Below are 13,176 nucleotides of genomic sequence, written 5' to 3' on the forward strand. Positions count from 1 at the left end.
AAGCAATCAATTGAATGTTTGGGGAGCGGCAATGCAAATACTTTGGCTCGATGCACTGGCAATCGGCGTGGGCGCGACGGCGGTGATGGATGTGTGGGCAGTGGCCTTGAAACGCTTCTGGTGCATCCCCTCGCTGAACTTTGCGATGGTGGGGCGCTGGCTCGGCCATCTGCCGCGCGGCACCGTGACGCACACCAATATTTCCCAGGCGGCGCCCGTGCGCGATGAAGCCATCCTGGGTTGGACGGCCCATTACCTGATCGGCGTGCTGTTTGCGGCCGTGCTGCTGGCGCTGGTGGGACAGGAGTGGGTGCAACAGCCGACGTTCGCGCCGGCGCTGCTGGCGGGCCTCGTGAGCGTGGCCGCGCCATTTTGCATCTTGCAGCCGGGCATGGGTGCCGGCCTGGCCGCCAGCAAGACGCCGCACCCAAACGCGGCCCGCCTGCGCAGCTTGATGGCCCACACGGCGTTCGGTGTCGGCCTGTACCTGGCGGCCCTGCTGTGGTCGACCGTGCGTTAAGACGTCAGCGGCGGTACCGGTGCGGGCGCCGGCGCAACGGCTGACATGGCCGGCGCCTCGGGCTGCGCCGGCACGGTGCTCAGCACCATCGTGCTGGGCTTGGCGATCGCGATGTTCGCCTCGTCCAGGCGCTTGAGCAATTCGAACAGCAGCGCGCTGCGGATACCCGACGTCAGGCGTGGCGACGAGGCAAAGCCGGTGGCGTTGAACAACAACAGGCCATTGTCGATGCCATCGAGCTGCACGCTGGGGGCCGGAGTGTCGAGCACGTCGGGATTGTCGACAAAGACGGACAGGATCAGCGCGCGCGCCGCCTGCGCATCCGTGCCCAAGGGCAGCGGCAGCTTGACCTGCACCAGGCCCAGCGGATTGGCCAGGGTCACGTTGCGCACCGTCTTGGTGATGAATTCCGAATTCGGCACGATCACCGTGGAGCGGTCGCCCAGCTGAATTTCCGTGGCGCGCACATTGATGCGGCGAATATCGCCTTCCACGCCGCCCAAGGACACCCAGTCGCCCACTTTGACGGGACGCTCAGCCAGCAGGATCAGGCCGGAAACGAAGTTCTGCACCACGGCCTGCAAGCCAAAACCGATACCCACCGACAAGGCCGACGCCACCCACGCGATGCGTTCCAGGCCGATGCCGGCCGCCGACAGGGCCAGCGCCACGGCCAGCACGCCGCCGATGTAGCCGAACAGGGTGATGAAGGACACTTGCATGCCCGTATCGAGATTGGTGGTCGGCAAATAACTGTTTTGCAGCCAACGCTTGAACAGACCCAGCGCGATAAAGCCGACGACCAGCACCAGCAGCGCCTGGATCATGGCGGCCGGGCGAATCGCCACTTCGCCGATGGCCAGGCCATCCTGCAGCTTGCCGACGCGCTGGAACAACTCGCCCGGACCTTCGCCAAACGGCGCCAAGAGCAACATCAGGGCCAGCAGCACGACAATGGCGCGGCCGATGCCCGACAGCAGCACGGCCGCCTGGTCGCGCGCCTTGGGCGTGGCCAGCACGGGATGGGCCGCGTCCGGCGGCGGTGGAGTGGACGCCAGCAGCATGCAGATATCGTCGACCAGCACCGTCAGCAAATACGTGCTGCACACCACGATGATGACCCAGGCGATTTGCTTGGCGACAAAACTGCCGAACGCCACATAGCCGACCAGCAAGCTGATGACACTGGACGCCAGCGCCAGCCACAGCAGCACCGTGACGCAGCGCAGCCACAGCGGCGTGACGAGGGTGGCGGGATCGGCATCGCGCAACTGGCGCCAGCAGCGCTCGGCCCGCATCAGGCCGTAAGCGATGGTCGTGCTCATCACGAGGGCGACGATGCAGTTGACGGCCACGGCCGTCGACAGGCCCGCATTGATGACGATGGTGACCCGTTCCGTCGCCCACACGAGCACGACGATGAAGGAAAACATCGATGGAAAATTGCGCATGCGGTGCGCCAGCGCATCGGGCAGGGGCAGCAAACGCCACGACACGCGGCGCGGCGACAGCAGCGCATGGCCGAGTCCCGCCGTAAAGCCGGCAAAACAGATGATGCCGATCAAGCTGCTGAGGAAAGTCGAGGTCTTTTCGGACAGGCCGCCCTCCCAGCGCAAGCCCATGGCCAGCAATTCCGCCACCAGGCCCGGCGTGGCCAGCGCCAGCACCAGCACGGCCAGCGCATGCAGCGAACGGCGCAAGCGGCCGTGCGGCACGCGCGTGGACGTCACCACCAGCAAATAGCGCGAAATCCAGACGCTGGCGCCGATCACGGCCACGATGGCGGCCAGCAAGCCGCCCCAGGCCGACCACGGCGTAGCGCTTGCCGCGTTCGCCAATTCCAGCTCCAGCGCCCGCAAGCGCTGCAGGTTCTGCGGCAGTTCCGCATGCAGCTGCTTCCAGAACGAACCGGCCAGAATCGAGGCCGTGCGCTCGCCCAGGCGCGCCTGCAACTGCGCGCGGCGCACCGTCGACACCTGCTCCGACGCCTGCGTCGCTTCCACGGCCAGCAAGCGCGCCAGTTTTACTTGCGCATCGAGCGCGCTGCTGGTGCGGTCCAGCTGGCTACGCTGCGCCGCCACGTCGGGCGCATCTTTGATCCCCGCCGCCGGCTTGCCCAGCTCGGCCAGCCGCGCCTGCACGCTGGAAAGCGTAGGCGCGAGCGCATCGGCCACCTTGTCCGCCTCGGCGCTGGCCGCCAAGGCATCGGCGCGCATCTGCGACAGGGTCGCGTCATCGAGCTCCGCCTCGCCATCGAGCGCCTTTTGGATACCGGTGATCTGCTTGCGCAAGCCATCGAGCCGCTGGTCGGCCGTGGCCGCATCGTCGACGGGCTGCGACCAGGCGGGCGGCGGGGCCAGCGAGCAGGCCAGCAACAACGCCAGCAGGAAGGGGAAGAAACGGAGACGGAAAGAAGTCATGCGGACCTAAGGCTGAAAATGGAAAAAATTGCCGAATCGGCGGCGACGCCGGTCATGGCCTGCCGCCCGGCGGGTGCCTGCCAATATAGCTGAAAACACGCGCAAGCCGCAGAACAGGCGGAACCGGCGTGCATTCAAGGGCGCGACTAGGCATATTGCCCTATGGAAATATCACATAAAAAGGTCTAGGATCGTCCTCCGCTTGGCGGCGCGGCCCCCAATCCGCAGCCGCCGACCTTTTGACCATTCCCTCCGTATTGAGACCGCCATGAAGTTTTTATCCAACCTGACCATCGGCACCCGCCTCGCCGTGGGCTTTGGCGCCATCGGCGCCATGCTGATCATCATCTCCTGCCTGGGCATTGCCATGCTGGGCAAGATCAACCAGGGCACCGGCCATATCGTGCATGACAGCATGCCGAAGATCGAGCTCGCCAACAGCGTATCGGCCAACATCAACGACATCGCCATTGCCCTGCGCAACATGATGCTCAGCGCCGATCCGGCCGACCAGCGCAAGCAAACGGACGCCATCCTGGCCGCGCGCCAGGCGGCGGCCGGCAATCTCGGCAAGCTCGCGAACATGCTCGATTCGGACCGTGAACGCGCGCTGATGGCCAAGATGAACGACGCCAACACGCGCTACGCGCAGGGGCAGGAGACCTTGCTGGAACTGATCAGGAGCGGCACGCCGGACGACAGCAGCGCCTACCTGTACGGCCAGTTGCGCCCCGTCTTGCTCGTCTACAAGCAATTGATTGCTGAACAGATCAGCTTGCAAAACACCCTGGCCAACACGGCGGGCGACAATGCCAATGCGACCTATGCCAACACGCGCACCTTGCTGATCGGCATGTCGCTGGCGGCACTGGCCATCGCGGCGGCGCTGGCGTATGGCATCACGCGCTCGATCACCGGCCCCGTCGCCACGGCGCTGCAGGTGGCCAACACGGTGGCCGCAGGCGATTTGCGCAGCCAGATCACGGTGCAGTCGCGCGATGAAATGGGGCAACTGTTGCAGGCGCTCAAGCGCATGAACGACAACCTGGCGCAAACGGTGGGCACGGTGCGCGCCGGCACGGAAACGATCGCCTCGGCCTCGTCCGAAGTGGCGGCGGGCAGCCTGGACCTGTCTGCGCGCACGGAGCAGCAAGCCAGCTCGCTGGAAGAGACCGCCTCTTCCATGGAAGAGCTGACCTCGACCGTCAAGCAGAATGCCGACAATGCGCGCCAGGCGCATGTGCTGGCGGACACGGCCTCCAGCGTGGCGCAGCGCGGCGGCGCCGTCATCGCGCAAGTGGTGGCGACCATGCGGCAAATCGACGCCTCGTCGAACAAGATCGCCGACATCATCGGCGTCATCGATGGCATCGCCTTCCAGACCAACATTCTGGCCTTGAACGCGGCCGTGGAAGCGGCGCGCGCAGGCGAGCAGGGCCGCGGCTTTGCCGTCGTGGCCACGGAAGTGCGCAGCCTGGCGCACCGCTCGGCTGCCGCGGCCAAGGAAATCAAGACCCTGATCGACGACTCGACCCAAAGCGTGGCGGCCGGCAGCGAGCTCGTGCATCAAGCCGGCAACACCATGACCGACATGGTCGACAGCGTGCGCCGCGTTACCGACATCATGGAAGAAATCACCTCGGCCAGCGCGGAACAGACGGCCGGCATCGAGCAAATCAACCAGGCCATCAGCGAGATGGACAACGTCACCCAGCAAAACGCGGCCCTGGTGGAAGAATCGGCGGCCGCTGCGGCGGCCATGCAGGAGCAGGCGGCGACCCTGGCGCAGGTGGTGAGCGCATTTAAACTGGGCGGCGTGCCAGCGGCGACCTTGCCAACACCTGCCGCGCGGCCAGCGGCCGGCACGGCAATGCGCATGGCCGTGACAGCCGCGCCGGCTCAGTGGGAGGAATTCTAGAATAGCGCGACGACGGATCACATGAACATAAGATTGAATTTATTGACATTAAATTCAATTTTATGTTTGCCTTAAAGATTAACTATTACGCTCATATCCTTTCAATTAAGGACTACAATATAAAAAATATGTTCACCTCCATGTTCACTTCCCAATCATGACAAAACGTGCCCGCCCGGAAGATGCCATGCCGACGCTCGTCAACGAGCGGCTCAGGATATGGGGCCAGTGCGTGCGCAAGCAGCGGGTGCGGCAAAACATCACGGCACGCGACCTGTGCGCCCGCCTCGACATTTCGCACCCCACCTTGCAGCGCATGGAACGGGGCGAGGCGTCCGTCAACGTGGGCCTGTTCCTGGCCGCCTTCCACGTGCTCGGCATTCTTGCCATCACGGCGCCGGAACCCGACGCGGCGCTGTGGCAAATGGACAGCGCCAACATCCGCAGCCGCCCCACTTTGAACGAGGGTGATGATGGCTACTTCTAGCCGTCCCCTGTTTGTCTATCTGCAACGGCCCGACAACGGCGAATGGGTGGTGGCCGGCCGCTATGTGCTCGATGCGCGCACCGGCATCGGCAGCTTTCTGTACGCGCCCAGCTATGCCGATGCAGGCTTGTCCTGGGCCATCGATCCCGTCAATCTGCCCTTCATTCCCGGCATGGAACACCTGGCGCGCCGCTATGGCGGCCTGCATGACGTGCTGCGCGACGCCAGTCCCGATTCCTGGGGACAGATGCTGATACGCCGCGAACACCAGCTGAGCGAAAAAGCCACGGCGATCCAGTTCTTGCGTCTGTCGGGCAACGGCGACCGCTGGGGTGCGCTGGCCGTGGGTGACACGCCCAAACCGAACATAGCGCAACTGGCCAGCCCCAGACTGCATCACCTGGATGCGCTGGTGCAGGAAGTGCTTGCGATTGCTGAAAGCCGGCCAGCCGTCCATGCGCCCCTGCGCAAGCGCCTGTTCGCCACCCCCAGCATGGGCGGCGCGCGCCCCAAGGCAACGGTGCAGGACGGCAATGATTACTGGCTGGTGAAACCGGGCCTGATGACCGATACGGTCGACCTGGCGCTGCTGGAACACGCGACGATGCAATGGGGCAGGGCGGCCGGCCTGCGTTTCGCCGACACGCGCCACCATGCCTTGACGGCCGAGCGCAGCGTGGTGCGCATCTTGCGCTACGACCGGCGCGGCGCGCGGCGCATCATGACGGCCAGCGCCGCCTCGCTGCTGCAAGTGCAATATCCGCCGGTGGAAGCGGCCGACAGCGATGGCGCCAGCTATCCCCGCCTGGCCGAAGAACTGCGGCGCATCGGCGCACCGCCGGAAGACGGCATCGAACTGTTCGGCCGCATGGTCTTCAACGGCGTCGTCGGCAACAACGACGACCATCCGCGCAACCACGCCGTGCTGTTCGACCTGGACGAACAACGCTGGCGCCTCTCGCCCGCCTTCGATGTCGTGCCGGATACGGAAGACGACCCGCCAGCGCTGGTCATGCAAGTGAGCGCAGGCCGCCGCGACATCACGCGCGACGCCATGCTGCGCGATGTGACCCGTTTCGGTTTCGCCACACGCGGGCAGGCGGAAGATTATGTCGATACCCTGCTGGCGCGCATCGACAAAGCTTTTGCGCAGGTGGCGCCGCTGCTGAACGCAGCCTTGCGGGCACGGATGGCGGAGCGCTTGCGGACAATGCTGCTGCGCCTGGCTTAGGCGCAGGCGTAACTTCACCAGCCGGCTAGGAAAGCTCTCCCCGGATGATTTCCGCACCTGCGCTGAGCGCATTCAATTTGCCTCTTGCTACCCGGCGCGCCAGGGGCGCCATGCCGCAGTTGGTGCTCGGGTAGAGTTTGTCGGCATCGACAAAGCGCAGCGCTTTGCGCAGGGTGTTGGCGACTTCCTCCGGCGTTTCAATCGTATTGCTGGCCACGTCGATGGCGCCGACCATCACTTTTTTGCCACGAATGAGTTCAATCAGGTCGATGGGCACACGCGAGTTGTGGCATTCCAGCGAGATGATGTCGATATTCGATTTCTGCAGCTTCGGGAAAGACTCTTCATATTGGCGCCATTCGGACCCCAGCGTATTTTTCCAGTCCGTATTGGCCTTGATGCCGTAGCCGTAGCAAATATGGACGGCGGTTTCGCACTTGAGTCCTTCGATCGCCCTTTCCAGGGTGGCAATCCCCCAGTCATTGACCTCATCAAAGAAGACATTGAATGCGGGTTCGTCAAACTGGATGATGTCGACGCCGGCCGCCTCCAGTTCCCTCGCTTCCTGATTGAGGATCTTGGCGAATTCCCAAGCCAGTTTTTCACGGCTCTTGTAGTGGCTGTCATACAGCGTATCGATCATCGTCATCGGACCTGGCAGGGCCCATTTGATCGGCTGGCTGGTTTGCTGGCGTAAAAACTTGGCGTCTTCTACAAAAACCGGCTTCGGGCGGCTCACGGCGCCCACGACGGTCGGCACGCTCGCATCGTAGCGGTCGCGGATCCTGACGGTCTCGCGTTTGTCAAAATCCACGCCGCTCAGATGCTCGATAAATGTGGTGACGAAATGCTGGCGGGTTTGCTCGCCGTCACTGACGATATCGATGCCTGCCTGCTGCTGTTCCTGCAGCGACAAACGCAGAGCATCCTGTTTGCCCTCGATCAATTCCTCGTCCTGTAATTTCCACGGCGACCACAGTTTTTCAGGCTGTGCCAGCCAGGAAGGTTTGGGCAAGCTGCCGGCAGTGGAAGTAGGCAATAATTTTTTCATGATGAATGCTTTCGTTTATTTTAGATCAGAGCGCGTAATTCGCAGCCCATTGTTCAAGAACATTCTGGTAGGGCTTGATGAAGTGCTCTTCTGTGTATTTGCCTTGCTTGACCGCCAGCTGGCTGCGCTCTTCCCGGTCATAGACAATTTGCGTCAATGAGTAATCCTGGTTCTTCAGGCTGGGCTGATACAACTTCCCCGCCGCGGAATTGGCGTTGTAAATTTCGGGCCGGTAGATCTTTTGGAACGTTTCCATCGTGCTGATGGTACCGATCAGTTCAAGATTGCTGTAGTCGGCCAGCAGGTCGCCGATAAAGTAGAAAGCCAGCGGCGCGGAGCTGTTCGGCGGCATGAAGTAGCGCACCTGCATCCCCATCTTTTCGAAATATTCATCCGTCGACGAGAACTCATTTTGTTGGTACTCGACACCCAGGATGGGATGCTGGTTTTCAGTGCGTTGATAGGTTTTGCTGCTCGAGGCACTGATACAGATCACCGGCGGCTTGCTGAAGTGCGCTTTATAGGTGTCTGACCTGACAAAGTGCTTGAACAGCTTGCCATGGAAATCGCCGAAATTGTCCGGCGTGCCAAACGTGGATTTATTATTGTTGTGCTCTGGCAGCAGCACGCTGAAGTCGTAATCGCGCACGTAGGAGGAGAAGTTATTCCCGGCGATGCCATCGATGCGCTCATTGGTTTTTTTGTCGATGATGTTCGGCTTCAATATCTCGATCAGTGGAATATTGTCGCCTTCGGCATCGATATTCAACGCGACGGAAATAATTTCAAGCTCGACGGAGTAGCGGTCTGCCTTCGGGTTGTCCCAATGCGCCAGGTTGTTGAAGCGGCTGTCGATCATTTTCAGGGTGTTGCGCAAGTTCTCCTGGCGACGCTCTCCTCTGGCCAGATTGGCAAAATTGGTCGTCAGGCGCGTGCTGTCCGATGGGTGATAGTTTTCATCGAAAACAATGCTCTTGATGCTGAATACAAAATCTTTGCTCATGGTGATCTGTCCTGATGTCTGCGAAAAGGTGAATATGTTGATTGACCGTGGTGATGCGTATCAGGCCGCGACCAGCTCTTCAGCGGTGGCGGATCTCGCATGGCGCGTCAAGCCGATCAAGGGCAATGCCCGTTGCACCGCCAAGGTGGCGCGCTGGATCAGGGCCTCGTCCTGCAGGCGGTAGTCGGTAAAGTCCTTGTCGGTCGCGTAGACGCCCAGCGGCAATGTGCGTGCCTGGAAGAAGCTGAAGAGCGGCCGCAACTGGTGGTCGATCATCAGGGCATGGCGCTCGCTGCCGCCGGTGGCCGCCAGCAAGACGGGCTTGTCGATCAAGGCATCCTGGTCAATGAAGTCGAAGAAGTGCTTGAACAGGCCCGTGTACGAGCCGCGGAAGACCGGGGTTGCCACCACCAGGATGTCCGCTTGCTCGACCGCCGCAAGTTCCCGCTCCACCGTCTCGGGCAGATGGGAGCGCCAGGTTGCGCCGGCCAGCTGCGGCGCGAGCTGGCCCAGTTCGACCAGGCGCTGTTCGCACAGCACTTCCTCAGCGATCAGGTCCATCAGGTGCTCGGCCAGGGCGGCAGCCTTGGAAGGGCGTTGCAGCCCGCCGGAAACGGCGACTAAGCGAAGTGGACGTGTCATGTTTGCTTTCATAGGGAGTGATGCGCGAGGGCGAAGAATGCCAGCAGCAAGAGGATGGATGATAACGGGGGGTATCGATGAAGTATAATGGTCTTATTTCATACATCCATGAATATGGCTCATTTCAATGCTTGAACGTATCCACCTCAGCATCGTCCAGCAAGTCGAGAAACAAGGGTCCTTGACGGCCGCCGCAGGCGTGCTGAACCTGACCCAGTCGGCCTTGAGCCACAGCATGAAGAAGCTGGAGCAGCAACTGGGCACCGACGTCTGGCTGCGCGAAGGGCGCAACCTGCGCCTGACGCAGGCCGGCCAGTATTTGCTGGCGGTGGCGAACCGGGTGCTGCCGCAACTGGACCTGGCCGAAGAGCGCCTGGGCCAGTTCGCGCAGGGTGAGCGCGGCGCGTTGCGCATCGGCATGGAATGCCATCCTTGCTACCAGTGGCTGCTCAAAGTGGTGTCCCCCTATCTGGCCGCGTGGCCCGACGTGGATGTCGACGTCAAGCAGAAGTTCCAGTTCGGCGGGATCGGCGCGCTCTTCGGCTACGAGATCGACCTGCTGGTCACGCCCGACCCGCTGTACAAGCCGGGGCTGACATTCGAACCCGTGTTCGACTACGAGCAGGTGCTCGTCGTGGCCAAGGGCCATGCCCTGGCGTCGGCGGCCTATGTGAAGCCCCAGCAACTGACGCAGGAAGTGCTGATCAGCTACCCCGTGGACATCGAGCGCCTGGACATCTACAACCAGTTCCTGTTGCCGGCCGGCGTCACGCCCAAGCGCCACAAAGCCATCGAAACGACCGACATCATGCTGCAGATGGTGGCCAGCGGCCGTGGCGTAGCCGCCCTGCCGCGCTGGCTGGTCGAGGAATACGCGGCCAAGATGGACGTCGTGCCTGTGCGGCTGGGCGCACGCGGCATCGCCAAGCAGATCTTCCTGGGCGCACGCGAGACGGACACCGCCATCGACTACGTCAAGGCCTTCATCGCACTGGCCCGCCAGCCTGCCATCGCTCATGCGCAGTGAAGCTATGGTCAGCCCCTTGATGCATCCCGCTCAGCCCTGGCCCGCTGGCAACATCACGCACGCCTATTCCCTGGAAGCCAGTACGAAGGACATTGCTGCAATGAGCGCGGCGGCGCCGCGGATATTGCCCGGGTCCACCATTGCCATTCCCTACTTGGCACGCGAGGACGACGACGCGCGGCTGGCCGCGGCACGGGCCGTGCGCAGCCTCGGCTTTGAGCCCATGCCGCACTTGTCCGCGCGCCGTATCGCTTCGCTCGCCGGATTCGAGTCCTTCGTCCAGCGCGCGGCCGCCGAAGCGGGAGTCGGGCGCTGCTTCGTCATCGCTGGCGATCCACCCACACCGATGGGGCCGTTTTCCGATAGTTCCGCGCTGATCGACACAGGCGTTTTCGAGCGCGCGGGTATGAAGGTGATCGGCGTGGGTGGCCACCCGGAAGGCCATCCGGTGATGAGCAAGGCTGAGCAGTGGGAGGTGCTTGAACGCAAGTGCCACAGCATCGAGATGCATGGCATGACGCCCTTGATCGTCACCCAGTTTGCGTTTGATGCCGACATCGTGTTGACGTGGTTGCAAGCCCTGCGCGCGCGCGGCATAACCCATCCCGTGCGCGTGGGCGTGCCGGGCCCCGCAAGCATCGCCGTGCTGACGCGCTATGCCGCAGTGTGCGGCGTGGGCGCCTGCGCATCGATGTGGTCCAAGTACGGCGTCTCCATCGGCAAGCTGTTCGGCACGGCGGGACCCGATCTGTTTGTCGAGCGCCTGGCCGCCGGCCTGACAGCAGCGCATGGCAAGGTCAGCCTGCATTTCTTTCCCTTTGGCGGCATCGCACAGTCGGTGAAGTGGATAGAGCAGTACCGTGCTCGTACCGACCCAGGCCCTTGAGCATCCTGTGCGACGACCGCCTCTCTGGCAGCGTCGCGCCACCAGAGAAAGGCACCATCCGCCCTGCTTACTCCACCGTCACCGACTTGGCCAGATTGCGTGGCTTGTCCACGTCCGTGCCGCGCGCAAGCGCAGTGTGATACGCCAGCAATTGCAGCGCGACCACGTGCAGGATCGGCGACAGATCGCCGTAGTGCTCGGGCAGGCGGATGACGTGCAGGCCTTCGCCGGAGCTGATGCGCGAATCGACGTCGGCGAAGACGTACAGCTGGCCGCCGCGGGCGCGCACTTCCTGCATGTTCGATTTCAGCTTTTCGATCAGGGCGTCGTTTGGCGCGATGGTGACGACCGGCATTTCATTCGTTACCAGGGCCAGCGGGCCATGTTTCAGCTCACCGGCCGGATACGCTTCGGCGTGGATGTACGAGATTTCCTTCAGCTTCAAGGCGCCTTCCAGGGCGATCGGATAGTGCATGCCGCGACCGAGGAAGAGGGCGTTTTCCTTGCGCGCGAATTCTTCGGACCAGGCGATGATTTGCGGTTCCAGCGCCAGCACGGACGCGATGGCGACGGGCAGGTGGCGCATGGCTTTCAGGTGCGCCGCTTCCTGTTCTTCGGACAGGTGGCCATTGACTTGCGCCAGGCACAGGGTCAGCAGGAACAAGCCGGCCAGCTGTGTCGTGAACGCTTTGGTGGATGCCACGCCCACTTCCACGCCGGCGCGCGTGATGTAGGCCAGCGCGCATTCGCGCACCATGGCGCTGGTGGCCACGTTGCAGATGGTCAAGGTATGCTGCATGCCCAGGCTGCGCGCATGTTTCAGCGCGGCCAGGGTGTCGGCCGTTTCGCCGCTTTGCGAAATGGTCACCACCAGCGTGTTCGGGTGCGGCACGCTGTCGCGGTAGCGGTATTCGCTGGCCACTTCCACGCTGACGGGTACCTTGGCGATCGACTCGATCCAGTATTTCGCCGTCATGCCCGCGTACGAGCTGGTGCCGCAAGCCAGGATCAGCACGCGGTCGATCTGCTTGAAGATTTTATAAGCGTCGTCGCCGAACAGTTCCGGCATGATGCCCGTCACACCTTCCAAGGTGTCGCCGATGGCGCGCGGCTGCTCGAAGATTTCCTTCTGCATGTAGTGGCGGTACGGGCCCAGCTCGGCTGCGCCCGTGTGCGCATGCACGGTTTTCACTTCGCGCTCGACGGGCTTGCCATCGACGTCGACGATCCAGCAGCGCGACAGTTGCAGGTCGACCACGTCGCCTTCTTCCAGGTAGATGATCTGGTCCGTCGTGCCGGCCAGGGCCATGGCGTCGGACGCGACAAAGTTTTCACCATTGCCCAGGCCGACGATCAGGGGCGAACCCTGGCGCGCGGCGACCACGCGGTGCGGTTCGTCGCGGCAGAACACGGCGATCGCATACGCGCCGTCGAGGCGTTTCACGGCCTGCTGCACGGTCTCGAACAGGTCGCCGTTGTACATGTGCTCGACCAGGTGGGCGATCACTTCCGTGTCCGTCTGGCTCTGGAAGACGTAACCCAAGGCCGTCAGTTCGGCACGCAGTTCGTCGTGATTTTCGATGATGCCGTTATGCACCAGCGCCACGCGGGCGTTTTCCTCCGTTGGGGAAAAGTGCGGGTGGGCATTGAAGGAGACAGGGGCGCCATGCGTGGCCCAGCGCGTGTGGGCGATGCCCGTAAAACCGCTCAAGCCTTCTTCGCCGATCTGCTTTTCCAGCTCGGCCACGCGCGAGGTGGAGCGCGAACGCTGCAAACGGCCATCCGCATGCAGGGCGATGCCGCAGGAATCGTAGCCGCGGTATTCCAGGCGCTTCAAGCCTTCGACCAGGATGGGAGTGATATTACGTTGCGCTACCGCGCCGACGATGCCGCACATGGAAACCTCTGTCTAAAATTTAATCAATGCATGCATGCTAATGCAGAGTGCATGAAATATGCTTTCTAAATCTATATATATTTGACTGAATATT

Annotated in this window: 11 protein-coding genes; 6 read left to right on the plus strand and 5 right to left on the minus strand. The window is 62.5% G+C overall.

Translation table 11 applies throughout. The features are described 5' to 3' along the window. Positions 1 to 31 precede the first annotated feature (31 nt). Positions 32 to 520, plus strand: a complete 489-nt coding sequence (locus ACQ4WO_RS14995) for a DUF2938 domain-containing protein (protein WP_436482145.1) — start codon at positions 32 to 34, stop codon at positions 518 to 520. Here ACQ4WO_RS14995 and ACQ4WO_RS15000 read toward each other — a convergent pair. Further along, the gene (locus tag ACQ4WO_RS15000) at positions 517 to 2,940 is read right to left on the minus strand and encodes a DUF3772 domain-containing protein (RefSeq protein ID WP_436482146.1); all 2,424 of its coding nucleotides are present in this window, start codon (positions 2,938 to 2,940) and stop codon (positions 517 to 519) included. The genes ACQ4WO_RS14995 and ACQ4WO_RS15000 overlap by 4 nt on opposite strands. A gap of 268 nt (positions 2,941 to 3,208) precedes the next feature. On the opposite strand from ACQ4WO_RS15000, the gene ACQ4WO_RS15005 reads away from it, so the two are divergent. The 3 genes from ACQ4WO_RS15005 to ACQ4WO_RS15015 all read left to right on the plus strand — a co-directional run bounded on the left by ACQ4WO_RS15005 (position 3,209) and on the right by ACQ4WO_RS15015 (position 6,576). Continuing rightward, positions 3,209 to 4,858 (plus strand): methyl-accepting chemotaxis protein, encoded by a 1,650-nt coding sequence (locus tag ACQ4WO_RS15005; RefSeq protein ID WP_436482147.1) that lies wholly within the window; start codon positions 3,209 to 3,211, stop codon positions 4,856 to 4,858. 187 nt (positions 4,859 to 5,045) lie between these two features. Further along, entirely contained in the window at positions 5,046 to 5,345 is a 300-nt protein-coding gene (locus ACQ4WO_RS15010; RefSeq protein WP_436482148.1) for a helix-turn-helix domain-containing protein, read from the plus strand. Beyond that, a complete protein-coding gene (locus ACQ4WO_RS15015) occupies positions 5,329 to 6,576 on the plus strand; it encodes a type II toxin-antitoxin system HipA family toxin (RefSeq protein ID WP_436482149.1) in 1,248 nt (415 codons plus the stop codon). The genes ACQ4WO_RS15010 and ACQ4WO_RS15015 overlap by 17 nt, the downstream gene beginning before the upstream one ends. A 25-nt stretch (positions 6,577 to 6,601) precedes the next feature. Here the strand turns inward: ACQ4WO_RS15015 and ACQ4WO_RS15020 are convergent, their stop codons facing one another. Genes ACQ4WO_RS15020 through msuE form a run of 3 tightly spaced genes read right to left on the minus strand, consistent with a single transcriptional unit; the run spans position 6,602 to position 9,272 of the window. After that, complete coding sequence (locus ACQ4WO_RS15020; protein ID WP_436482150.1) at positions 6,602 to 7,627, minus strand: methionine synthase; 1,026 nt, start codon at positions 7,625 to 7,627, stop codon at positions 6,602 to 6,604. 25 nt (positions 7,628 to 7,652) lie between these two features. After that, positions 7,653 to 8,630, minus strand: coding sequence for a DUF1852 domain-containing protein (locus ACQ4WO_RS15025; RefSeq protein ID WP_436482151.1), 978 nt, complete (start codon positions 8,628 to 8,630; stop codon positions 7,653 to 7,655). Between the two features lie 60 nt (positions 8,631 to 8,690). Next, complete coding sequence (gene msuE / locus ACQ4WO_RS15030; RefSeq protein WP_436482152.1) at positions 8,691 to 9,272, minus strand: FMN reductase; 582 nt, start codon at positions 9,270 to 9,272, stop codon at positions 8,691 to 8,693. A gap of 127 nt (positions 9,273 to 9,399) precedes the next feature. On the opposite strand from msuE, the gene ACQ4WO_RS15035 reads away from it, so the two are divergent. Both ACQ4WO_RS15035 and ACQ4WO_RS15040 read left to right on the plus strand, forming a co-directional pair. Next, entirely contained in the window at positions 9,400 to 10,299 is a 900-nt protein-coding gene (locus ACQ4WO_RS15035) for a LysR family transcriptional regulator (RefSeq protein ID WP_436482153.1), read from the plus strand. Between the two features lie 4 nt (positions 10,300 to 10,303). Continuing rightward, positions 10,304 to 11,185 (plus strand): methylenetetrahydrofolate reductase, encoded by an 882-nt coding sequence (locus ACQ4WO_RS15040; protein ID WP_436482154.1) that lies wholly within the window; start codon positions 10,304 to 10,306, stop codon positions 11,183 to 11,185. A 67-nt stretch (positions 11,186 to 11,252) separates the two neighbouring features. On the opposite strand, the gene glmS is transcribed toward ACQ4WO_RS15040, so the two are convergent. Then, positions 11,253 to 13,082, minus strand: coding sequence for a glutamine--fructose-6-phosphate transaminase (isomerizing) (gene glmS, locus ACQ4WO_RS15045; RefSeq protein WP_128140719.1), 1,830 nt, complete (start codon positions 13,080 to 13,082; stop codon positions 11,253 to 11,255). Positions 13,083 to 13,176 lie beyond the last annotated feature (94 nt).

Origin of the sequence: Janthinobacterium aestuarii (assembly GCF_051380835.1) — a bacterium.
Lineage (GTDB): Bacteria > Pseudomonadota > Gammaproteobacteria > Burkholderiales > Burkholderiaceae_D > Janthinobacterium > Janthinobacterium aestuarii.